Origin of the sequence: Prevotella corporis DSM 18810 = JCM 8529, assembly GCF_000430525.1 — a bacterium.
GTDB lineage: Bacteria > Bacteroidota > Bacteroidia > Bacteroidales > Bacteroidaceae > Prevotella > Prevotella corporis.
In genome coordinates this window covers 13562-35471 of sequence record NZ_AUME01000034.1, presented here as the reverse complement: position 1 = coordinate 35471, position 21910 = coordinate 13562, and the positions used below count along the sequence as shown (strand labels likewise).

Genomic DNA, 21910 nt, shown 5'->3' with positions numbered 1-21910 from the left:
CTTATTTCACGTGACACTGTACTTGGACTTACATTTATCGCTTTGGCAATGTCTTTTTGTTTCATTCCGTTTTGGAGTAGCACAGAAATTGTGTACCTTTGCTCCGAGGTTAATTGTTTGTACATAGCAATGCAAATTTAATTAATCTTTGGGAGACAGAGGTCTCCCTTTTTCATTTTTATGCATTGCTTGCTGATTTTTCCACTCATGGGGGCTGCTCGCCCCCAACCCCCTCGGTGTTTTCAGGTATAGATTATTAAGCTACACCCGTACTTGGGATTGCAGTTCTATGTTGAACTTGCGCTTTTTTTCGGTTAAAAGCTAATAATGGCAATGTCATTGACTAACGATTAGTGACGAATGGGCCACGACTATTCAGATTGATGGTTTGTTTTCAGGTGCGAATTTACGAAATATTGTTGAAAGTTAGCTCACCGATTGCCAACATAATGTTTGGCAATGGTTGTGCGATGCTTATTCAGCCGTTGGTTGTTGCCTGTGCTTTTTGACAATGTTTTTTCGTTATTGGGAGGATGATGATACCTCTTTCATCCTACCGAATATTTGTTAAAATACTTGAATAATGCAGTGGCGCGCGAGACATTATTTAGATAAATACCTAACTTTGTAAGTCAATGGCTTTAAAACTAATTATCAGTAATTTTGAAAAGTATGAAGAAAAATATACTGTTGGTTCTCATTGCGTTGGTCGTATCTTTGCAAGCATCTGCCATTCGTCCAATCAGGAAACTGTGGGAGATGACGCAGAGTGATGGAACAACCATCAAAGTTTTTGTCCATGGTGATGGACGTGTGGATTACTACTCAACGCTCGATAATGAAATTCTCATGAAGAATGCGTCGGGAGACATCTGCTACGCAGTGATAGTTGACGGTCGGCTGGTGGCTTCTGACCTAATTGCCCACGAGAATGGAAATAGGACCCGCGAGGAGGCTGCTTTCCTCCGGAAAAACGATGTCGCTTCCCGTTTGGCGGAGCTGGAACAATTCAACGTTCAGCGATTTTTTGCAAAGTCGCGAAAGGCGATTCATGCCTCCACCGATGATGGATTGGGCAAATATGGGCAAAGCGGTGTCGGTGCGGTAAAAAGCATCGGCGAGGTTACGATACCGGTTATCATGGTCGAGTTCAGCGATACCAAGTTTCAAGCCACCACCACTCAGAAGAAGATGGGGCGCTATTACAACACGCAAGGCTACCATGAGGAGCCCGGATGTGTAGGTTCCGTGAAGGATTACTTCACGGATCAGAGCCAAGGCAAGTTCATTCCGACGTTTGATGTCGTCGCCAAGGTGACGCTTAGCAAGAGTTACAAGGCCTATGGCAAAAACAACAGCTGGGGAGACGACACCGATGTCGATGGGTTGGTGAAGGATGCCATCAAGGCCGCCAAGGCATCGGGAGTTGACTTCGGTAAGTTCAAGGACAATGCTGGCAACATTCAGCTTGTGAGTATTCTGTATGCAGGCAAGGGAGAGGCCACAAGTAGCAATAATTCCGACTTGGTATGGCCGTGTCAGATGGACTTCGAACCTAATGTCGATGTTGAAGGCTTCCATTTCAATGGATATTTCGTGGGTAATGAGCTCGACGATGACGGCTCGTTGATGGGCATGGGTGTGTTCTGCCATGAGTTTGGGCATGCTCTTGGATTGCCTGATTTCTATTGTACGAGTCAATACAGTACTTTGTATGGCGACCCTTTCAGCAACTGGTCGATAATGGACACGGGCGCTTACATCCGCAAAGGCCGTTCGCCCATAGGTTATACGGCTTACGAGCGCTCCTATCTCGGATGGCAGAATATTGCCGAACTGAAAGATACAGTCTGTGTGGAGCTCCATCCTTTTGGCAGTATCGCTGGTGAATCGGCCGTGTTGCTGCGCAATCCAAAGAAGCAACAAGAGTATTTTATATTGGAAAACCGCCATACAGGAACATGGTATCCTGAGTCGGACTTCAACTACCGAGGTGAGAAATGCACATTCGGCAACGGTCTGATGGTGACCCATGTCACATACGACAAGACCAAATGGGAGAACAATGAGGTGAACCTCTATCAAAATGAGCGGCACTGCTATCTTGTTGCGGCAGATGACATGGAGTTGGATTTCAGCGCTTCGAACACGAATCTTTACGGAAATGGCTCTCAAATACCAAGTTTCACTCTCTATGATAACACGAAGTTGGAGCGACCGGTCTATAACATTCAGGTTGCACCCAACGGAGTCATATCGTTCAGTTATCTGACTCCGACCTATATCGCTGACATACGGAATGATGAGATTAAAGGCGATGGCTACTACTATGATTTGCAAGGTCGCAAAGTGGCACATCCAACCCGTGGAATCTATATCAGAAACGGTAAGAAATATGTGATAAAGTAGTGCTTTTCCCCAACAAATACAAATCACCTCTTCTGAAAGACATCGGAAGAGGTTATTTTTTTATAGGTTGGCAATGAAGTAATAAATACTTACAAATATGACTCTGAAAGTCGATTTGTAAACGCTTGATAGTAAGATGCTTATCTTATTAGCTCCGAAATGATAGCAATCACCTCGCAAAACCTGACCTTTCACCTTGCGATACCTGACCTATCATGTGTTGATCACTGACCTATTGGAACTCGTTTCCTGAAAAATTTTGACAAAAAACAGTTTCTGTCAATCATTGTGGGACGTCAGATGGACTCAAGGAAGCCTCATTATCGCCCTTCGTAAGCGCCCTGCTATCCTTGTCGCTATGTAGGATTAGACAACCTTTATGTTTTTTTGAAATTCAAACGACTAAACCGTGTTGAATCCTTTGTGGACTGCTTGTTTTTTATTATCTTTGCAAGAAATGAAAATATAATCAGGTAGAACCCTCGCGGATGCCTCTAAACAACAAATCGAAATTAACGCAATGGATGTAGAAAAAATTGCTGCCCACCTTGAGAACGAAGATGGATTGAGCCGAACTCTTGGTATGCAGTTCATGTCAACACCCGAACCAGATACATTGATGGGCAAAATGACCGTCGATGACCGTAATAAACAGCCATTTGGCTTCCTTTCGGGAGGTGCAACCTTAGCTTTGGCTGAGAATGTGGCAGGAGTGGGCTCTATGGGGCTTTGCCCTGGCAAGATGGCGCTGGGCATCAATGTCAGCGGAAGTCATGTGAAGGCAATGCCCTACGGTGGCACGGTGACCGCCTACGGACGCATCGTCCACAAAGGCAACAGGCTTCATGTGTGGCAGGTGGATGTAAAGAATGACGACGGCGAAATCATCTCCACCGTTCAAGTGACTAATTTCGTCATCGACTCACAATCCAAATAAGGAGAAACCCCAGCCTACATGCCGTCATTTGCCATATATCGTTTGCCATTCGCAAGGCAATGCACGCTGATGGTGCAGAATACAAGCCCCATTGAGTTGTCGTCGCTCGCCGACCTCAATGGTCAGAGTGGCTTTGTCATAGCCCCATTCTCGTCGGACGACGAGAATCCGATCCTATTGATGCACCCCGACGAGATTACAACAGTGGATGTCCGTGATGTAGAGGCTGGCCGATGGAGCTCTGATAGACAACTCAGTTCATCGAAAGCACGGGCTGAACGAGAATCCTATCGTGACGATTTCGCTCATTTTCATTCCCAGCTGATCAGTGGAAGATTCTCCAAGTTGGTGCTGTCGCGTTGCTCCGAGACACCATTGGATGACGGGTTGCAGGCTGAGGAGATATTTCAGCGCGCATGTCAGCTCTACCCACGGCAGTTCGTCGCTCTTTTCTCTACTCCAAAATCTGGCACATGGCTGATGGCTACTCCAGAAATACTGCTCGATGGCAGTGGCGGCAGGTGGCGGACGATGGCCCTTGCTGGCACGATGCCCTACAGAGAAGGACCTGTCAGTTGGTCGGAGAAGAATCAATCGGAGCAAAGGTATGTGGCCAACTACATTCGTGAGCGGTTGAAAGATTATGCACGAGAGATAAAAGAGGAAGGACCGCAAACAACAAGGGCGGCCGATTTGGTGCATTTGCGCAGCGACTTTACCTTTTTTCTGAACGACGATAATGCCATAGGTCATCTGCTCGACTCTCTTCATCCCACACCAGCCGTCTGTGGCATACCCAAAGACGAGGCGCGCGAGTATATTCTCGAAAACGAATCTTCGCCACGACATTATTATAGTGGGTTCGCTGGACCGCTAAACCTCCAAGGAGACACTCACCTTTATGTTTCGTTGCGCTGCATGGAGATACTGCTTGGATGCTGCAAGCTCTATGCCGGCGGAGGCATTCTAAGGGAGAGCACCGAGGAAAGTGAGTGGGAGGAGACCGAAGCCAAATTGTCAACCATGCGAAAGCTGTTGGTGTAGCGTCGGTATGTTGATAAACTATAGGGGGAGCAATCCTCCGTAAAATGATGAAACGATAATGTTCAGCAACAAGGAAAACGTGAATATTCTCACGGCTCTACTCGTTAAATCCGGCATTCGTAAAGCAGTGGTGTGCCCTGGCTCACGAAATTCACCCATTGTGCACAATCTTTGCGAGTGCAAGCAGATAGAATGCTACTCCGTTACCGACGAACGCTCGGCCGGTTTCTTTGCCCTCGGCGTGTGTTTGTCAGAATATGAGCCGGTGGTGGTTTGCGTAACGTCGGGCACGGCGTTGCTCAATGTAGCACCTGCAGTAGCCGAAGCCTATTACCAGCATTTGCCTTTGATCATCGTTTCTGCCGATCGACCACAGCAATGGATAGACCAGAGCGACGGACAGACCATCCATCAGGCGAATGTCCTTGAGCCACATGTGTGCAAGAGTGTTGATTTGCCCGAACCATCGGGCGATGAGCAGCGGTGGTACTGCAACCGACTCGTCAATGAAGCTCTGCTGGCAACTGCTCAACGTGGCGGAGGACCAGTGCATATCAACGTGCCCATCACCGAGCCGTTGTTCGAATACAATGTCGAGACTCTGCCACCGCAGAGGCTTATCAGACGTTCGGCCACTGCTGGAGATATAGAGGGTGTTTACAACCTTGTCTCTGATTTCAAAAAAGCGCACAAACCGATGATAGTCGTTGGGCAAATGCAGGCCGATGAGATAGGCAACGTCATCGAATCCTTGGAGGAGCTGTGCAAATACACCATTGTGTTGCAGGAGAAGCTTGCCAATGACGACCTGTGTCCTCCGCAACATTTCGACGAACTTCTGTCAGTGTTGGCCGACGATGACCGATTGCGTCCCGATTTCCTTATATATATAGGTGGAACGATTGTCAGCAAGCGGCTGAAGCGTTTCCTGCGCGGTTGCAAAGGTATCCGCTCGGTGCTGGTTGATCAGCGGGGAGATGTCCGTGACACGTTCATGAACCTGACAGACATCATCGAGTGCACGTCGGAGCAGTTTTTCTCGGTGATGGCCGATGAGCTGAAGGACAGCCAACCGACAGCATTTGGAAATCGTTGGAAGGTCGAATTGGAGAAAACGGCTGCTGAAGCTGCTGCTTTTCAGCCAGATTACTCACAGATGTTGGCCGTGAAACGATTCCATGAGCTGTACGACGAGGAACAGATAGATGGCGAAATGGTCTATGGAAACAGTTCGGCCGTGCGTCTGGGCAACATCTATTCCAACCAATATATCCATGTAAATCGGGGCGTTAACGGAATAGAGGGGACGCTTTCGGTAGCTGTCGGCATGGCGGTTGCTCGTCGGGAGATAGAGGATATCTACTGCGTGATTGGCGACTTGAGCTTCTTTTACGATCAGAATGCCTTGTGGAATAGGAACCTTGACTCAAATCTTGGCATATTGCTGCTCAATAACGGTGGGGGAGGGCTCTTCCATCAACTTGCAGGACTTGAGGAATCGCCACATCGCGATAGCATGATCGGTGCGTCGCATGAGACCACTGCCGAGGGCATTTGTGAGGAAAACGACATTGTTTACTTTGCTGCCCATGACGAAAGCGAACTGGAAACGGGGCTGAAGGCTTTCTTCGACAGCGAGGAAGGTCCGGTATTGCTGGAGGTTTTCACCGATTCTGAGGAAGATGCACGAGTAATGAGAGAGTATTACGAACATTTTAAGAGAAGTAAAGGTAGTTGACAGTAGTTGGAAGGTCGGTAGGCGATTCATGTCTTACTTGTCATGGCTTTCAAATTCCTGTGCTACAACCTTACTTTTCATTAACAATCATACAATGAACTATGGCTAAAAGAGAATGGAAAACAATCGAAGGATTCGATTTTAAGGAGATTTTATTTGAAGAATACAACCATATTGCGAAGATAACCATCAACCGTCCCCGTTACCGCAATGCCTTTACGCCACTTACTGTGTGGGAAATTTCACAGGCATTCGGCTACTGTCGCGAGGCCTTGGATGTCCGGGTGGTATTGCTTACGGGAGCTGGCGACAAGGCTTTCTGTTCAGGTGGCGACATGCATGTTAAGGGACGAGGCGGTTATGTCGGAGGCGACGGAGTGCCACGGCTGAATGTTCTGGATGTGCAAATGCAGATTCGGCGTCTCCCAAAGCCAGTTATCGCCATGGTAAACGGCTATGCAATAGGTGGCGGACATGTGCTTCATGTGATGTGTGACTTGTCTATTGCGTCGGAAAATGCCATTTTCGGGCAGACCGGACCTAAGGTCGGATCGTTCGATGCTGGCTTTGGAGCTTCCTATCTCGCACGAATCGTCGGACAAAAGAAGGCCCGTGAGATATGGTTCCTTTGTCGCCAATACTCTGCTCGGGAAGCTGAGCGCATGGGTTTGGTGAACAAAGTCGTCCCTTTCGACCAGTTGGAGGATGAGTGTGTTGAGTGGGCGGAGACGATGATGGAGCGTTCGCCGCTCGCTCTCAGAATGATGAAGGCTGGATTCAATGCCGAACTTGATGGGCAAGCTGGCATTCAGGAACTTGCCGGCGATGCTACCATGCTCTATTACACCATGGATGAGGCGCAGGAAGGTGGCAAAGCGTTCTTGGAAAAGCGTAAACCAGACTTTGATAAATATCCAAAATTCCCATAAGAATTCGTGAATGCTATGACGGAATCGCAGTTTTGACCGTCTCATCTATGCTTTAAATCATATCAAAATGTTGAAGATAGTTATCTCGTCAAAGACGTTTCACTTCATCAATCCTGCTGGAACGTCGCGTGGGGTTTATACCACGAGACAGAGTTTCTTTGTCACCCTGACGTCAGACGACAGCCCTGGCGTGCAAGGGGTGGGGGAATGTGCGACGCTTCCTGACCTCTCGTGCGACGCCATGCCACCCACCGATTACGAAAGGACACTGCGGGCATTCTGTGACGTGCTTGAACGAACGGGGGAGATAGACTATGAGGCGATGAGACCTTACCCCTCAATGCTCTTCGGGTTGGAAACGGCATTGGCACAGTTAAGGGCCGGCGGGAAACTGGATATCCTTGACACTCCGTTTGGTCGCGGAGAGGAAGGCATAACCATCAATGGACTGGTGTGGATGGGCACTTTCGACGAGATGCTCGCTCGTCTTGACGAGAAGATTCAGAAAGGTTTCCACTGCGTAAAGTTGAAAATCGGGGCTATTGATTTTGACAAAGAGCTGGAGCTTGTCAGACATATTCGTGAATCGTTCACGAGGGAACAGATTGAGCTTCGGGTGGATGCTAATGGTGGTTTCTCGCCAGATGAGGCCATGAGCAGACTGGAGGCACTGTCGAAGCACGACATCCATTCCATAGAACAGCCTATCAGACAACACCAATGGGCAGCGATGGCCCGTCTCTGTGCAGCGACGCCGTTGCCAATAGCCTTGGACGAAGAGTTGATAGGTGTGAATAGCCGACATGAAAAGATAGAGCTGTTGGACACGATCCGCCCTCAATACATCATCTTGAAGCCGAGTCTGCATGGTGGCATGTCTGGTACGGCTGAATGGATAGAACTTGCCCGCGAGCGGAACATTGGCTCATGGATTACGTCTGCTTTGGAAAGCAATGTCGGACTGAATGCCATTGCCCAGCTTGCGGCCCGTATTTATGGACCGAACATCAGCATGCCGCAGGGATTAGGTACGGGACAGTTGTTCAGCGACAATGTGCCCATGCCGCTAACCATCCGTGGCGACCAGTTGATGTTGGATTATTCTTCATCGTCAAGTTAGGTCTCTCCGACCGAATGCTCCATTAATCATCCTAAACAAATCATGGAATTAGATGAATTTCTTACTGAATGGCACAACGAGCATCCAACAGTCATGGTGCATACCAGCGGCTCAACGGGCACGCCAAAGCCGATATGGGTAGAAAAGCTACGCATGTTGAATTCTGCTCGGATAACCTGCGACTTCCTGAAACTGAAGCCACACGACACGGCCTTGTTGTGTATGCCACTCGATTTTATTGCTGGAAAAATGATGGTCGTGCGCTCTTTGGAGCGTCATCTCCAACTTCTCAATGTGCGACCATCGGGCCATCCATTGTCCGACGCATCACTATCCACGCTCGACAATCCACTAACGGCCATCACCTTTGCAGCCATGATTCCCCTACAGGTCTATAATTCCTTGCAAATTCCAGAAGAAACCGAGCGCCTGAGACGGATAAAACATTTGATAATAGGTGGGGGAGCGATAGACGACTCGCTCTCAAAGGCATTGCAATCATTTCCCAATGCCGTTTGGAGTACATACGGAATGACCGAAACCCTCTCGCATATCGCCCTCCGAAGGCTCAACGGTGGTGCTGCGAGTGACTGGTATGAGCCATTCGATAGTGTGAATGTGTCGCTCAATGATGACGGATGCCTGATCATCGACGCACCTTTGGTTTGCGATGGGCCCCTGCTGACGAACGACCGGGCAGAGTTGAGGAAAGTAAAAGACATTGACGGTAGCGAAAAAATACAGTTCCGAATTATCGGGAGGAAAGATAACGTCATCAATTCGGGCGGGATTAAGATTCAGATTGAAGAGGTAGAGAAAGCCTTGAAACAACATCTCAAAGTGCCTTATGTCATCACCAAGCGTCCGAATAAGAAGTTTGGCGAAGAGGTGGTTTTGCTAACGGAATCGCCCGATTTACAAACAGTTCGCGACATCTGCACTTCCGTTCTTCCGAAGTACTGGCAACCTCACCACTACCAAACCATTTCGACTATCCCCACCACCGGAACGGGAAAGATAGCCCGTGAAAAGGCAAGGTTATTGGTGGAGTGACCGTCGGCCTGATGTGCCATTCTGCATTGTCATTAGGTAATGTTGAATTGCAAGATACTTTCCAATTTCTCTTTCAAGACAACGGCATTGTTGTGTGTTCCGTCATGAGCTCCGAAAAGTAAGGTCACGACTTCGTGCCGCTCTATCGACGTAAGAAAATCATTGAACGAGCCATTTTCCTCCAATTCAAGCAAATAGCGTTGCTTGAAATCATCGTAGCGTTCGGAATCGTGTCCGAACCATTTCCTGAGTTCATGCCTTGGGGCAACGTTCGCAGCCCATAAGTCGAGTTTAGCTTTCTCTTTGCTGATGCCACGAGGCCACAAACGGTCTGTCAGAACACGGAAACCGTCTGTGTCCTCTGGCTGTTCGTATATTCTTTTGAGTCGGATAATCATCTCAAAGTGCAACCGTCTTTCCCTCTAAAGCCAGTGCCCGTGGGAAGAGCACCTCGTTTTCGACGTGGATATGTTCGAGCAGGTAATCGCGGAACAGGCGCAAGTCGTCGATAGCTTTTCTGTATTCGGGTTCGGCATTCTCAGGAGCGGTATAGTTGTTGGTCAGCTCTGCGATTCTCTCGTGCCGTTCGGTCTCGTCAGTGTGGTCGGCCATCATGGCGTTGATGGGATGCTCAATCGTTCCGCAATGGAAGGCCTCCAGCTGTTCTCCCTTCTCTGCGGCGTCGAACAACGCCAGTATGTAAGGGTACAACACGTTCTCTTCTTTCTGACAATGCAGGTCGAGGTCGGCCATACTGTTTCTGAAATGGGCAGCCACACTTTCGAGTTCGTGGTGGGTTGTCGCTAGACGGGTCAGCCGCTGCAACAGCTCGCCGCCGTATTTTCTTGTGTTCCGGTGGTGGAATTTCAAGATGTAATCAACCAATAGGTCAATGTCCCAAGTCTGAAATGGAATGTTTGTCTGTTTCATATTTCTTTGTTCTTTTCTCGTTTGATGCAAAATTACGCAGTCGGGCGCCGGCAATGGGTAACAATTGTTACTCGATGTGGTTAAAAGTAGTTAAACGTTGGGAGATGGAACGAAATTAATTAATTTTGTAATCATGGAAGATAGATTCATCAAAGTGCTCAGTGCCTGTCCGCTTTTCGTCGGAATGTCAATGCTTCAGATTGACATGGCATTGGAGAGCGCAAGCTACCGTGTGGTGGAACTACCGTCGCACGATGTCTATGCATTAGCCGGCATGCCTTGCCGGTATGCCGATATCATCGTCAAGGGTACGCTAATCAGCCGGATGGCTTCGATATCGGGAAAGCAGGTTGAGGTGACACGGCTGAAAGAGGGCACGCTCGTGGCGCCGGCTTTCATCTTTGCCACCGAAAAAGCGTTGCCTGTGAGTGTGGAGACAGACGGAAAGGTGGAGCTTCTGCGCATGAAGCCCGACGAACTGAAAGCGCTGATAGACACCGACGAACAGATTAGAATGAATTTCATCAGGATTCTGTCGAATATAGATGTGTTCCTGACCCATAAAATGAAGGTCTTGAGTCTGTTTACCGTACGTGAGAAAGTGGCATATCTGCTGTTGGAACTGTCGAAAGAGCAGCAAAGCCTTGAGATTCATCTCCAGCGGTCGCGCCAAGAGATAGCCGACTCGTTTGGTATTCAGAAGTTCTCCCTGCTTCGCGTGCTTTCCGACTTTGAGAAAGAAGGAGCATTGGAAATCAATGGCAAGGTGATTACCATCATCGACCGGCAGAAACTGATAGGATAAAGTCGCCAAACCTGTCGGAAATGGCGTGTTCCCGTCATGCGGTTTGCGACGGAGCGAATGGCATCCATGCTGGCTTTCAATTAAAATCGGTGAATGTCCGAAAGACCGTTATGGATAAGACGAACGGTCGCTGATAGCCTCATGCCCTGAGTCGTCCTGTCTATCATCGCCAGTTGCGTCAGGTTGGGATATAATTATATCAGCTGAAAAATATTTACAAATCAAGTTTCGCTACCTTTTCTGTAACGGTCTGATAATCATTGTGATAGATTCGGTTTTGTAAAAGGTCAGCTTTCGTGTGGTGAAAGATGAGCTATTGATACATAAAAGGTGAGCTTTCGTAGTGCGAAAGCTTGTGTTTCGAAAGGTTGCCGATGAAATTATTTGACAAAAGCACTACCGTTCGTCAATGTCAGTTGTCGTCTGACGATGGGGAAATCCTCGCTTTGTTTCAATCCGATAGGGTCATTATCGGGTCCGTCGCCTCGTGGGTTGTGCAGTCATAGGAACTTTATCCCTCCCTCAGAAAGTCAAGTGCCTCCTTGATTTCCTCGACGGTCGCCATCCGATCGATTCTCACCTTGCCGACATCCTTGAGGAGAGTGAAGTTGATGCTTCGATCGCGGTTCTTTTTATCGTGACGCATCAGCTCAATCAGCTCGTCATAGTCGTCGCAACTGATGTTTAGCGAACCGTAATTCTCCTTGATGAAATGGATGGTCTGTCGCATCTTGTCGGTCGGGAATCCCAGTATGACAACAGAGAGGTAAAGCTCGCAGATGAGACCGTAGGCAACTGCATAGCCGTGGAGTATGGGCTTGCGTTTCAATGCCCATGCCTCAAAGGCGTGACCGAACGTGTGACCGAGGTTGAGTGCTTTGCGGATATTCTGCTCGTGTGGGTCTTTCTCTACGATTTTCTCCTTCACTTCGATGCTGTCTGACAGCATACGGGACAGCTTTTTCAGGTCGGGCTGGTCGAAATCGAAAGCCAATAGATCGGCCCATAGTCTGTCGTTGGCGATGAGTCCGTGCTTGAGTATCTCAGCATAGCCACTCAACAGGTTCTCGGTGTCGAGCGATTGGAGCCACTTTGTATCCACAATAACGAACCTTGACTCATTGAACACACCAATCTCGTTCTTCAATCCGCCGAAGTTGATGCCAGTCTTGCCACCCACACTTGCATCGACCATGGCGAGTAAGGTGGTGGGAACGTTGATGAAGTTGATGCCCCGTTTGAAGGTCGATGCTGCAAAGCCGCCGAGATCGGTAACCATGCCTCCGCCGACATTGATGAGCAGCGAGTGGCGCGAGCCGTTCCCCAGCTGCAACTCTTTCCACACGTGGACCAGTGACTCCAATGTCTTGTTGCAGTCGGAACAGGGAATGGTAATCAACCGTGCGCCCTTGATACTCAAATGATTTTTCATCAGCGACCAGCAGGTATCTTTAGTGGTCTCGTCGGTCAGCACGAATATCTGGTCGTGCTCGCATTCGGAGATGGCTTCTGCCAAACTCTTCTTGAAATGGTCTGAAATAATAATTCGCTGCTCCATAACCCTCTTGTTAACGTTATTACAAATATAATGTTTTTCCATTCATATTCAATTGATTATCATTGTTCTTTTCACACATTTTTGCATTGTCGGTGTCGAAATTGCACAGATGGCGAGTGGCTTGTGCACGTTTTCGGGCGCTCTGCTGATATGCATTCATCTTCTGTTCCGTCAGATAAGCCGGAAGTTCCCTTGTCTGTCCCAATGATTTTATTTACTTTTGTCGTCGAAAATGATAAAGTGGGAAAAAGTATGAATGGATTATACACAATCGGCCTGTTGGTGTTCTCGAATATTTTCATGACATTCGCATGGTACGGACACATCAAACTGCAGCAAATGAAGGTGATAACCGATGCTACCCCCTTGTATGTCATCATCTTGTTGAGCTGGTTGTTGGCTTTGGCAGAATACACTTGTCAGGTTCCTGCCAACCGCTTGGGGTACGTTGGCAATGGTGGCAGTTTCTCGTTGATGCAGTTGAAGGTCATCCAGGAAGTCATATCGCTCTTGGTTTTCACAGTCTTTACGGTCGTGTTTTTCAATGGTGAGAGTCTCCATTGGAATCATTTTGTAGCCTTTCTCTTTCTGGTTCTTGCCGTGTTCTTTGCTTTCCTGAAATGAGCGTTCTGTCTTAGGGAAAGCATCACTCAATATTTGCGGTAGGTTGGGTCAGCACATTCATGTAATCGCTGATTAAACATTTCTTAGGCATTAACGTCAAATCGGTTATATGCAAAAATATAAACCCAAGAATTATGAAAGGATGTGGTTTGATATTGCTGCTGTTGGTTGTCTCCTTGTGAGGAATGGCACAGACAAAAACGATTTCCGGTAGTTTGTTTGATGCTGAATAGAAAGAAGATGTTTCCTTTGCTGCCGTGCAATTGCTTAGACAGGATAGCAGTTATATTGCGGGTACAACGACAAATTTTGGTGTTTTCACATAAAAGAAAATCTCCGTATGCAGGCATTGGCTTCATACGGAGATGCTTATGTCTCATTGAAGTGGAGACCTATTCAGCTTCTTCTTCCTTCCGGTCGTCGATGTTCTCACCATCAATTGGCTTCAAGTCCTCCTCAAAGTTGGTGATGCCGGCATTGATAAGAATGTCGTACCATTGCAATAGTTTCTTGATGTCGCTGTTGTGGACACGATCGCGGTCGAAATCGGGAAGTACTTCGGCAAAAAAGTCTTGCAGTTGTTTGCCCGATGCTTTGCGCCAATTAAATGAAATGACTTTTCCTCCTTCCTTGTCGCGGACCTTTGCCAGCACCTCTCCCAGTGGAATGTCTTCTGTTTCGGTAAACATGGAGATGTCAGCAAGGCTCGTCACACGGTCGGTTGCAAACGCCGGCAAACGCTTGTGTGTTCCATCGAGCGATTCTACTATAAGATTCGTTTTTGCATGGCTCACCAATTTATAGAGTCCTGGTTTGCCTGCTATTGAAAGAATTGTCTGTAACATTGTTTTCTGTTTATTATTTATTTTTACTTGATTTGTCTAATTCATTGAGAATCCTTGATACTTGATTGTCTAAATCTGTCGTTCCGTCGTTGACAATTTCGTAATCACTCCTTCTCAGTACTTCTTCCTGTGGCAGCTGCCGATTGATCCAATCCAAAGCCTTCTCCCTTGAGATGCGGTCGCGGAGCATGACGCGCTGAAGCCTAATCTCTTCGGGGGCGCTGACGCAGATAATTTTATCCAAATAGATTCTGTTGATAAACCCACTGTCGAAGAGAATGGCGCTCTCAATCCAGTCAAGCCCCGACTTTACAAAATCGCTGGCTACTGCTGGATGCACTATGTCGTCAACGGCCTTTGCATTCTGCTGGCTTTTCAGAAGGAAGTCTGCCAACAGTGCCTTTTGAAACCTGCCACCTACAAAGACGTCCTTGCCTACCAGAGAACTGAGCCTGTGCTGAATTTCGGCCGATGTTCTCATCAGACGCTTGGCGGCGGCATCGCAGTCATAAACTATAATTCCATGATTGTACAGAATTTGGCAGACGAATGATTTTCCACTGCCTATGCTCCCTGTGATGGCAATTTTCATCTCTGTTCTATCAGATAATCGACGACGTTGACTGCCGGACGGGCGTTCCTCACTCCGTTCGGCGTTGCTTGTATATAGACGTGGCATTTCTCAGAGGCATGGTCGGCTACCTCATTGTAATCTACAACAACCTTGAATCCAGTAGGTAGCAATTGCTTGGTCTCAATGTTCTTCGGCATAGACTTCACGCGTTGTGCGCCAATGGCGAATTTCACTTTTATCTTTCTTGGGAAGATGCGCATGACCTTATTCGTCGGAACGTTGATGGCTTCGACCGGCACTTCTACGGTTTCCTCTGTCAGTACGTCGGGAAAGAGCTTCATCTTCACCTTGTTAGGCATCAACTTGGCATTCCTTATCTTGCGTAGCTGAACAGTGATTTCCTGTGGTTCGGTGAAGTTGACCACCTCTTGGCGGACGGTATAGGCTGTCTGAATGCTGTCCAGCAATTTCTTTGCTGCATAGACTGTTACACTGTCTGGAACAAACTGCACGCGTGAGAGGAAGTAACCTTCTCCGGGAGCGGCCACACCGAGCATGCTTACGGGAATCTTCTTGCGCTGACCGTAGTTGAAACTAAACGACAAATTGTCGGCTTTCACCGACAGAATCTTTGTGCTTGTGTATAGTTGCTGACTTAGCTGCTTCTGTATCTCGGAAACGGGAATCTCTCCGGTGTTGTTTTGACCGCTGAAAGTACTGAAGTCGAAAAAGAGAGGATGAAGTTGCTTTCGAAAGAGGTAAAGTCCGATGACATAACCCTTGTCGCGTACGGTCACGCGGATAACCGAATCGACCTCGCTTGTCAGAACAACGTTCTTGGGAATGCCGGCAAGTCGCAAATCCACTTCTATCTCCTTCTCATACGGATCGTCAAGCGCATTGGTGAGCCAGAAGAGCCCACTCAGGATAAGGAAGAATAAAAAAACCAGAAACTCCTTGTTGAATAACTTCGACAATAAGTTTCTGATTATACTGAATGTATGCAACGGTCTGCCTACCATTTACCTAAGGTTTGTTCTTTATCTATCAGTTTTATTTCGTCTGGCTCTGTTGCAATGACTGTGTGTCTGCAAAAACATAGCCTTTATCCACTGTGATGACAACACCGCGAGAGATTTCGACATCAATCTTGTTCGTTGTCATGTCAATTCGCTTGACTGTTCCGAAGATTCCACCACCCGTAACGATCGAATCACCTTCCTTAAGGGAGTTCTGGAAAGCACGAATCTGTTTCTGTTTCTTCTGTTGTGGGCGAATCATAAAGAGCCACATGATGGCGAAGATGGCAACCATCATCAGTATCATTGGCAGTGGACTGCCTTGAGAGGCTGCCTGTGCAGCCAAAAATGTTGATGTAATCATATTTGTTTTGTTATTAATTATTCTTGTGTAGGTTGTTCTTCAGCCAGCATTTCGTTGTCAGTCGGCCGTTGGGGGTTAACTTGGACGTGGCGGTTGCTGCCGCTCCATCTTTCGTCATGTGGCCGACGGGAGCGTGGTTCTGGCATCTGCTTCATCATTGCGCCAGTACCGATAAGATGACGGGCTATCGAATCGAGCATACCGTTGATGTATCCTCCACTGCGGGGTGTGCTATAGAGCTTTGCCAGCTCAACATATTCATTGATAGTTACGCTCACTGGAATATTGGAGAACGTCAACATCTCAGCGATTGCTATCTGCATGATGACCACATCCATATAAGCCAGGCGTGAGAAGTCCCAGTTTCGACTGGTTTCGCTCATGTACCGCTGGTAAGTATCGGCATTTAGGATAGTGGAACGGAACAGTTTGGTGGCAAATTCACGATCTTCCTCGTCCTTGTACTCAGGCAAGAGATCCTGTTCGCTCTTGTTTGCAGGGTCAAATCGCTTGATAGTCTTGATAACAAACGTATCTACTATTTCCTTGTCGTCGTTCCAATACAAGCTCTTTTCTTCAAGAATAGAGTCGAGTTCTGCATTTTCCTGTATGAGAGTGCGGTAAATCTTGCGCCAAATCTCTCGGTCGGCGTCGTACGAATCGTCATCGCTCGCCATGTATTCCTTATAGATGACGCTCTGTTCAATCTGGTCGCAGAGTTTGCGGATGGCCTCCATGTCGTCCTCCCATCTCTGTTTCTGAGTCTCAAGATACAGATTAAGCTGTTTGTTCTCTTCCACCTGAACGGCAAACTTGTTGTATGCAAATCGCTGTGATGGCTCTTCTGTGCCTTCACGCTTTGCTCTGTTGGTCAGAATCTCAACTCTATGGCGTTCTTCTTGTGTGATTGCTACAATGAGAGACAAGAGATAATTATAAAGTGCGTATGCTTTTGATAAACTGAAAAGTAGCTCCTTCTCGGCCTTGTCGATGTTTCGGTCACCATTTTGATAGTATGCGTAGGTTAACTGGACGACCTTTATTCGAATCAAATCTCTATTAATCATTGTATGTGTGATATTGTGTTTCTATTGATTTCTTTATTTTGCAAATGTAGAAAAATTCCCTATTCTATGCAAGAGAATAAGCCGATTTTGTTGTTTTTTAATGATATTACTTGTTCAATTCATTGAAAAGATGTAACTTTGCATCGCTTTTTGCAAATTGAGAATAACTTTTTGAAGGATTCAAAGCAATCCCAATGTTATTGACTCGGTGTGTGATGGCGAATTAAAATCATTAATTTAGAGTAACACAAACAAAATGAAGGAAATTAAAATTTCAGGACAGAAGCGTTCTGCTGTAGGCAAGAAGGCATCAAAACTACTCCGCAAGGAAGGTCTTATCCCATGTAACCTTTATGGTGAGGCAACCGAAAACGGCAAACCATTGGCATTTGCATTCGCGTCACCAATGACAGAGCTCCGCAAACTCATCTTTACCCCACACATTTATGTTGTTGAGTTGATGATCGATGGTGAGCGTCACACTGCCATTCTGAAGGAAATCCAGTTCCATCCAGTAACAGACGCTGTGCTGCATGTCGATTTCTACGAGGTGAACGACACTAAACCTATCGTAATGGGTGTGCCAGTGAAACTCCAAGGCCTTGCACAAGGTGTTCGCGATGGTGGTAGAATGAATCTTTCCATCCGTAAAATCAATGTGAAAGCTCCATTCCAGCAGATTCCTGAGCATCTTGATATCGATGTTACCAACCTTCGTCTTGGCAAGAGCATCAAGGTTGGTGAGTTGAGTTTCGAAGGTCTTGAGCTCGTAACTTCAAAAGACGTTGTTGTTTGCTCAATCAAGGCCACACGTAACGCTGTCGCTTCTTCTGAGACTGCAGAGGAAGAGGGAGCAGCTGAAGGCGAAACAGCAGAGGCTCCAGCAGCAGAATAATTGAGAAATCTCAATCAATAAGATTTGAAAATTGGATAAATATTTGATTTGTGGATTGGGAAACCCCGGGCGCGAGTACGAGGATACCCGACACAACACAGGATTTATGGTATTGGACGCCTTTGCAAAGGCGTCCAATATTGTTTTTGAGGATAAGCGTTACGGTTTCGTTGCCGAGACCACTGTCAAAGGCAGGAAGGTCATTCTCTTGAAGCCCACGACGTTCATGAACCTCTCTGGCAATGCCGTACGCTATTGGCTCAACAGCGAGAAAATTGATGAGAGCCGGCTGTTGGTCATCTCCGACGACGTCGCCTTGCCGTTGGGTGCTTTCCGATTGAAAGGAAGCGGTTCGAATGGCGGGCACAACGGCCTCGGACACATTCAGCAACTCATAGGTCAGGACTATGCAAGGCTCCGCATGGGAATCGGCAACGACTATCCAAAAGGTGGACAGGTGGATTGGGTTCTTGGAAAGTATTCGGAAGAAGATATGAGGACACTGCAGCCGAGCATTGACATGGCGGTGGACATTATCAAGAGTTTTGTCCTCTCAGGCGTCAATATTACAATGAACCAGTACAATAAACTTGGAAAGAAATAATGAACGATGTTGCAAGAATCGATAAATGGCTTTGGGCCGCCCGCATATTCAAGACGCGAAGCATAGCGGCCGATGCGTGCAAGAATGGGCGCGTAACGGTTAAAGGTGTGAGTGTTAAGCCGTCGCATACCATTAAGGTTGGTGAGGTGGTGAGTGTAAAAAAGCCACCCATCATCTATTCTTTTGAAGTGCTCAAAACTATCGAGCAGCGTGTTGGGGCTAAGATGATACCTGAGATTTACAGAAATGTCACCGACGCAAAGCAATATGAACTGCTGGAGATGAGCCGTATCAGCGGGTTCGTTGACCGTGCCCGTGGTACTGGACGCCCAACGAAGAAAGACCGCCGGCAGCTGGATGCGTTTGTCGATCCGGCTCTGTTCGGGTTCGATGACATTGACGACGAAGACGATTAATCAAGTTACAATATATCTATGGTAAACTTAGCTATTTTCGTTTCAGGAAGTGGAACCAACTGTGAGAACATCATCCGCTACTTTCAGAACAACCAACAGGTTAACATCTCACTGGTGATAAGCAACAAGGCGGACGCCTATGCCTTGGTGAGAGCCAAACATTTGAACGTGGAGACCGCCGTACTTCCGAAATCCGACTTCAACAACCGTGAGTTGGTGCTTGACCTAATGAGCGACCATCGCATCGATTTCATAGTGTTGGCGGGCTTCTTACTGATGATACCAGATTGGTTGATAGATGCTTACGAGCATAGAATGGTTAATCTTCACCCAGCGCTCTTGCCGAAATTCGGAGGCAAAGGGATGTATGGACATCATGTTCATGAAAGCGTCAAGGCAGCTGGCGAAACCGAAACGGGAATGACCGTCCACTGGGTAAGCAACGTTTGCGACGGAGGAGAAATCATTGAGCAATACAAGACGGCCATATCGCCTGACGATACTCCTGACGACATAGCGGAGAAGGAGCATGAGCTTGAGATGGAACATTTCCCAAAGGTTATTGAGCGGGTACTCTTGAATGAGGGATTCCTCAGATAGGGCAAGCTGTCTCCTCGCAGACACTGAAAGAAACCACGACAGGCCTTTGTCTGAAGATATGATGAAGTTGATTGGCGAACCTGCCAATCAACTTTTTGTTTTCAGCATCCGATTTCTATGAGCTTATCGGAAATAGGGTGATTTTGTAAATTATTATTACCGAAAAATCCACTTCGAAAAACTTCCAATCCGCAAACGCATAGTGGTAGTTTGTTGTTTTGTTGTCGTTTTTTTAGCTTTCTGAAGGCTAAAAATCTCACCTTACTGAGCGATAGTTGACCTTTCGTCGCCTGAAACCTGACCGTTGATTTTCCAAAAGCTGACCAATGAATTGGCAAAAGGTTAGCTATCGCAGACAAAAGTTCGTGTCTTTTTGTACTATCTTCTTCTCTTTCACCCAATTGTTTTTCGTAAACTATTGGTGGATTGACGATTATGGACATTCGCAAAATTACCGTATTTGCGCGCAGCCGCTTTTATTTTTATTTTGAAGCCCTTAATTTTTACCCGTTTGTAAAGATTGTTTACTCCCAATAACCTTATTAAAAGAGACACTATTCTTGTCAAACTGACATGTGGATGTGTCAATATGACAGATTTTTTACTCTGGTATGCAACTTGTATTTACAGACTGTGTAAACATTAACAAACCATATTAAAGTAAAGGAGATTATGATTATGTATAGAAATTCATGGCTACCAGAAGTATTCAATGACTTCTTCTACAACAACAATATGCCTAAGGCAAACGCAACGGCTCCAGCTATCAACGTCTTGGAGTCGGATAAGGATTACACAGTTGAGCTTGCTGCACCGGGGTTGTGCAGGGACGACTTTGAGGTGAACATCGACAACGATGGCGATCTTACCATCAAGATGGAGAAGAAGGTGAGCGAGAAAGAGCAGAAGGCTCACTACCTGCGCCGCGAGTTCGCCTACAGCAAGTACGAGCAGACACTGATTTTGCCCGAAGACGTGGATAAAGAGAAGATCGGTGCCAAGATGAGCGATGGTGTTTTGAACATCACCTTGCCGAAATTGGAACAGAAAACTCAGAAAATCGCTCGCCAGATTGAGGTTGGCTAATGACTGTAGCCCTACGATGACAAAGCAGTTGCCAACCATCCGTTGAGGCATTGGAACGTGCAGGCATGTTGGTTGCTGTCATTTAAGACTGAGTGATCGTGCAAAATAAGTGTAATTGTTAGAGTTTGAGTCCCCAAAAGCGTGAGCTTTTGGGGATTTTTTGACTTTTCAGCCAGACCATTCATGTCGGCTGCGCATAAGAAATGGGTTAAGATGAGGCATCCGAACCCATTTCTTGCATCTTGTATTGAATTAGAAGCGGGTCATCACCTCAATCACAAACTTGTCTTTTTCCGATGGCTTCGGTATGCCGTCATTGCTGTAGAAGTATTTCTCATAGTTCAGGCGGATGTCCGAAATAAAGGGCTTGTCAATGCTGATGGTGGCGCCGGCTGTGACACGCGAACGTTTGTAGTCGGTGATTCTCATTGCTCCGCTTTCGTTCTCCTTGCCGTCAAGATAGCGTATTCCGTCGCTGTGGTCGTTCATGAAGTCGTAGCGGACGAGTGGCGACACCTTCGAGAAGAATTTATTGCGCAACGGAATGTCGTAGTTTACGAATGCATCTACGGAGTGTACGGGGTGGAAAGCTCCGTGGTCGTAGTGCTTGTAGAGGTATTCCAGCTCCACATGCCAGTTGTGCGCATGGTAGTAGGCGCCTGCATCGTACATCATCACCGAGATATTGTCGGGCTTTATCTTCTGGGTGCTCAGAGTAAGGTTGAATCCATGTGGAAAAAAGATCTGCGCCTTTGCGGAATAGTTGATGTTATTGGTCCAGAAATCTTTCTGGTTCGTCAGTCCTGAGCCATTGAAGATGCCGGCTTCCAGCCGAATGGGGAACCCTACGTTGAACGTGTAGCCGACCGTTGCTCCTACGTCGCGCACGTTGCCTACCTGCTTGGCGATGAAAGAGCGGTTGGCGAAATATTGTTGGTGTGGGGAACGGTGGGCGTCGATGGTGAAGGGAACTCGCATCTGTCCAATGGTGAAGTCGAATTTACTGAACGGGGACAGACGGGTGTAGGCATCCAGCATCTTGATTTTTCCTTCATCAGAGAGGTCTATCTCTGCTTTGTAACTCACCCAGTTGGTGACTTTGCCGTCAATACTCAAGCGAGCGGTGCGGACTTCAAATCTGCCTTTCTTGTCTTCGGGCTGATATTCATACTTTCCGCGTACCGTACCATGTATATGAGGTGTGCGGTCAACCTTCTTTTCATCTTGTGCAAAGGCAGACACCGTACCTATGGACGCGAGAATAACGATGCTTGCTAAATAATTGTGCATATA

24 protein-coding genes are annotated in these 21910 nt (G+C 47.2%); 14 read left to right on the top strand and 10 right to left on the bottom strand.

What is annotated here, in order from left to right:
- A partial coding sequence (locus tag H515_RS14020) for a helix-turn-helix domain-containing protein (protein ID WP_154653670.1) occupies positions 1-125 on the bottom strand: 125 nt, incomplete at its 3' end.
- Positions 126-672: 547 nt separating this feature from the next.
- Between H515_RS14020 and H515_RS0107340 the strand changes: the two genes are divergently transcribed.
- From H515_RS0107340 to H515_RS0107310, 7 genes are all read left to right on the top strand, one after another.
- Complete coding sequence (locus H515_RS0107340) at positions 673-2409, top strand: M6 family metalloprotease domain-containing protein (protein WP_028901782.1); 1737 nt, start codon at positions 673-675, stop codon at positions 2407-2409.
- 520 nt (positions 2410-2929) lie between these two features.
- Positions 2930-3346, top strand: a complete 417-nt coding sequence (locus H515_RS0107335; protein WP_028901781.1) for a PaaI family thioesterase — start codon at positions 2930-2932, stop codon at positions 3344-3346.
- Between the two features lie 18 nt (positions 3347-3364).
- A complete protein-coding gene (locus H515_RS0107330) occupies positions 3365-4390 on the top strand; it encodes an isochorismate synthase (RefSeq protein WP_025876900.1) in 1026 nt (341 codons plus the stop codon).
- A 58-nt stretch (positions 4391-4448) separates the two neighbouring features.
- A complete protein-coding gene (menD, locus tag H515_RS0107325) occupies positions 4449-6128 on the top strand; it encodes a 2-succinyl-5-enolpyruvyl-6-hydroxy-3-cyclohexene-1-carboxylic-acid synthase (RefSeq protein WP_025876899.1) in 1680 nt (559 codons plus the stop codon).
- Positions 6129-6229: 101 nt separating this feature from the next.
- Positions 6230-7057, top strand: a complete 828-nt coding sequence (menB, locus tag H515_RS0107320) for a 1,4-dihydroxy-2-naphthoyl-CoA synthase (RefSeq protein ID WP_025876898.1) — start codon at positions 6230-6232, stop codon at positions 7055-7057.
- A 67-nt stretch (positions 7058-7124) separates the two neighbouring features.
- Entirely contained in the window at positions 7125-8177 is a 1053-nt protein-coding gene (gene menC, locus H515_RS0107315; RefSeq protein WP_025876897.1) for an o-succinylbenzoate synthase, read from the top strand.
- 42 nt (positions 8178-8219) lie between these two features.
- Positions 8220-9230, top strand: coding sequence for an AMP-binding protein (locus H515_RS0107310; RefSeq protein WP_028901780.1), 1011 nt, complete (start codon positions 8220-8222; stop codon positions 9228-9230).
- Positions 9231-9262: 32 nt separating this feature from the next.
- Here H515_RS0107310 and H515_RS0107305 read toward each other — a convergent pair whose 3' ends face one another.
- Both H515_RS0107305 and H515_RS0107300 read right to left on the bottom strand, forming a co-directional pair.
- Positions 9263-9622 (bottom strand): DUF488 domain-containing protein, encoded by a 360-nt coding sequence (locus tag H515_RS0107305; RefSeq protein ID WP_025876896.1) that lies wholly within the window; start codon positions 9620-9622, stop codon positions 9263-9265.
- A gap of 7 nt (positions 9623-9629) precedes the next feature.
- Positions 9630-10160, bottom strand: coding sequence for a hemerythrin domain-containing protein (locus H515_RS0107300; RefSeq protein WP_025876895.1), 531 nt, complete (start codon positions 10158-10160; stop codon positions 9630-9632).
- A gap of 133 nt (positions 10161-10293) precedes the next feature.
- On the opposite strand from H515_RS0107300, the gene H515_RS0107295 reads away from it, so the two are divergent.
- Positions 10294-10965 (top strand): Crp/Fnr family transcriptional regulator, encoded by a 672-nt coding sequence (locus tag H515_RS0107295; RefSeq protein ID WP_025876894.1) that lies wholly within the window; start codon positions 10294-10296, stop codon positions 10963-10965.
- Positions 10966-11476: 511 nt separating this feature from the next.
- Here the strand turns inward: H515_RS0107295 and aroB are convergent.
- Positions 11477-12523, bottom strand: a complete 1047-nt coding sequence (aroB, locus tag H515_RS0107290; RefSeq protein ID WP_025876893.1) for a 3-dehydroquinate synthase — start codon at positions 12521-12523, stop codon at positions 11477-11479.
- Between the two features lie 252 nt (positions 12524-12775).
- Here aroB and H515_RS0107280 point away from each other — a divergent pair, with 252 nt between their 5' ends.
- Entirely contained in the window at positions 12776-13147 is a 372-nt protein-coding gene (locus H515_RS0107280; protein WP_025876891.1) for a DMT family protein, read from the top strand.
- 392 nt (positions 13148-13539) lie between these two features.
- On the opposite strand, the gene H515_RS0107275 is transcribed toward H515_RS0107280, so the two are convergent.
- The 5 genes from H515_RS0107275 to nusB are packed head-to-tail and all read right to left on the bottom strand — an operon-like array spanning position 13540 to position 17016.
- A complete protein-coding gene (locus H515_RS0107275; RefSeq protein WP_025876890.1) occupies positions 13540-13992 on the bottom strand; it encodes a DUF5606 family protein in 453 nt (150 codons plus the stop codon).
- Positions 13993-14005: 13 nt separating this feature from the next.
- The gene (gene coaE / locus H515_RS0107270) at positions 14006-14584 is read right to left on the bottom strand and encodes a dephospho-CoA kinase (RefSeq protein ID WP_025876889.1); all 579 of its coding nucleotides are present in this window, start codon (positions 14582-14584) and stop codon (positions 14006-14008) included.
- Positions 14581-15588, bottom strand: a complete 1008-nt coding sequence (locus H515_RS0107265) for a CdaR family protein (RefSeq protein WP_025876888.1) — start codon at positions 15586-15588, stop codon at positions 14581-14583. The genes coaE and H515_RS0107265 overlap by 4 nt, the downstream gene beginning before the upstream one ends.
- A 31-nt stretch (positions 15589-15619) precedes the next feature.
- Positions 15620-15949: a preprotein translocase subunit YajC gene (gene yajC / locus H515_RS0107260; RefSeq protein ID WP_025876887.1), complete on the bottom strand. Its 330-nt coding sequence runs from the start codon at positions 15947-15949 to the stop codon at positions 15620-15622.
- Between the two features lie 17 nt (positions 15950-15966).
- Entirely contained in the window at positions 15967-17016 is a 1050-nt protein-coding gene (gene nusB / locus H515_RS0107255) for a transcription antitermination factor NusB (RefSeq protein WP_025876886.1), read from the bottom strand.
- A 256-nt stretch (positions 17017-17272) separates the two neighbouring features.
- Between nusB and H515_RS0107250 the strand changes: the two genes are divergently transcribed.
- The 5 genes from H515_RS0107250 to H515_RS0107225 all read left to right on the top strand — a co-directional run bounded on the left by H515_RS0107250 (position 17273) and on the right by H515_RS0107225 (position 20617).
- A complete protein-coding gene (locus tag H515_RS0107250) occupies positions 17273-17911 on the top strand; it encodes a 50S ribosomal protein L25/general stress protein Ctc (protein WP_025876885.1) in 639 nt (212 codons plus the stop codon).
- 31 nt (positions 17912-17942) lie between these two features.
- Positions 17943-18515, top strand: a complete 573-nt coding sequence (gene pth, locus H515_RS0107245; protein ID WP_025876884.1) for an aminoacyl-tRNA hydrolase — start codon at positions 17943-17945, stop codon at positions 18513-18515.
- Positions 18515-18931: an RNA-binding S4 domain-containing protein gene (locus H515_RS0107240; protein ID WP_025876883.1), complete on the top strand. Its 417-nt coding sequence runs from the start codon at positions 18515-18517 to the stop codon at positions 18929-18931. The genes pth and H515_RS0107240 overlap by 1 nt, the downstream gene beginning before the upstream one ends.
- 18 nt (positions 18932-18949) lie before the next feature.
- Entirely contained in the window at positions 18950-19531 is a 582-nt protein-coding gene (gene purN / locus H515_RS0107235) for a phosphoribosylglycinamide formyltransferase (RefSeq protein WP_025876880.1), read from the top strand.
- Between the two features lie 678 nt (positions 19532-20209).
- A complete protein-coding gene (locus H515_RS0107225) occupies positions 20210-20617 on the top strand; it encodes an Hsp20/alpha crystallin family protein (RefSeq protein ID WP_028901779.1) in 408 nt (135 codons plus the stop codon).
- 252 nt (positions 20618-20869) lie between these two features.
- On the opposite strand, the gene H515_RS0107220 is transcribed toward H515_RS0107225, so the two are convergent.
- Positions 20870-21907, bottom strand: a complete 1038-nt coding sequence (locus tag H515_RS0107220; protein WP_081410136.1) for a porin — start codon at positions 21905-21907, stop codon at positions 20870-20872.
- Between the last annotated feature and the right edge of the window lie 3 nt (positions 21908-21910).

Excerpts from the sequence above, each read along its gene's own strand:
- H515_RS0107340 (WP_028901782.1), top strand. The coding sequence starts at position 673 with ATGAAGAAAAATATACTGTTGGTTCTCATTGCGTTGGTCGTATCTTTG.
- H515_RS0107335 (WP_028901781.1), top strand. The coding sequence starts at position 2,930 with ATGGATGTAGAAAAAATTGCTGCCCACCTTGAGAACGAAGATGGATTG.
- H515_RS0107330 (WP_025876900.1), top strand. The coding sequence starts at position 3,365 with ATGCCGTCATTTGCCATATATCGTTTGCCATTCGCAAGGCAATGCACG.
- menD (WP_025876899.1), top strand. The coding sequence starts at position 4,449 with ATGTTCAGCAACAAGGAAAACGTGAATATTCTCACGGCTCTACTCGTT.
- menB (WP_025876898.1), top strand. The coding sequence starts at position 6,230 with ATGGCTAAAAGAGAATGGAAAACAATCGAAGGATTCGATTTTAAGGAG.
- menC (WP_025876897.1), top strand. The coding sequence starts at position 7,125 with ATGTTGAAGATAGTTATCTCGTCAAAGACGTTTCACTTCATCAATCCT.
- H515_RS0107310 (WP_028901780.1), top strand. The coding sequence starts at position 8,220 with ATGGAATTAGATGAATTTCTTACTGAATGGCACAACGAGCATCCAACA.
- H515_RS0107300 (WP_025876895.1), bottom strand. The coding sequence starts at position 10,160 with ATGAAACAGACAAACATTCCATTTCAGACTTGGGACATTGACCTATTG.
- H515_RS0107295 (WP_025876894.1), top strand. The coding sequence starts at position 10,294 with ATGGAAGATAGATTCATCAAAGTGCTCAGTGCCTGTCCGCTTTTCGTC.
- aroB (WP_025876893.1), bottom strand. The coding sequence starts at position 12,523 with ATGGAGCAGCGAATTATTATTTCAGACCATTTCAAGAAGAGTTTGGCA.
- H515_RS0107280 (WP_025876891.1), top strand. The coding sequence starts at position 12,776 with ATGAATGGATTATACACAATCGGCCTGTTGGTGTTCTCGAATATTTTC.
- H515_RS0107275 (WP_025876890.1), bottom strand. The coding sequence starts at position 13,992 with ATGTTACAGACAATTCTTTCAATAGCAGGCAAACCAGGACTCTATAAA.
- coaE (WP_025876889.1), bottom strand. The coding sequence starts at position 14,584 with ATGAAAATTGCCATCACAGGGAGCATAGGCAGTGGAAAATCATTCGTC.
- H515_RS0107265 (WP_025876888.1), bottom strand. The coding sequence starts at position 15,588 with ATGGTAGGCAGACCGTTGCATACATTCAGTATAATCAGAAACTTATTG.
- yajC (WP_025876887.1), bottom strand. The coding sequence starts at position 15,949 with ATGATTACATCAACATTTTTGGCTGCACAGGCAGCCTCTCAAGGCAGT.
- nusB (WP_025876886.1), bottom strand. The coding sequence starts at position 17,016 with ATGATTAATAGAGATTTGATTCGAATAAAGGTCGTCCAGTTAACCTAC.
- H515_RS0107250 (WP_025876885.1), top strand. The coding sequence starts at position 17,273 with ATGAAGGAAATTAAAATTTCAGGACAGAAGCGTTCTGCTGTAGGCAAG.
- H515_RS0107240 (WP_025876883.1), top strand. The coding sequence starts at position 18,515 with ATGAACGATGTTGCAAGAATCGATAAATGGCTTTGGGCCGCCCGCATA.
- purN (WP_025876880.1), top strand. The coding sequence starts at position 18,950 with ATGGTAAACTTAGCTATTTTCGTTTCAGGAAGTGGAACCAACTGTGAG.
- H515_RS0107225 (WP_028901779.1), top strand. The coding sequence starts at position 20,210 with ATGTATAGAAATTCATGGCTACCAGAAGTATTCAATGACTTCTTCTAC.
- H515_RS0107220 (WP_081410136.1), bottom strand. The coding sequence starts at position 21,907 with ATGCACAATTATTTAGCAAGCATCGTTATTCTCGCGTCCATAGGTACG.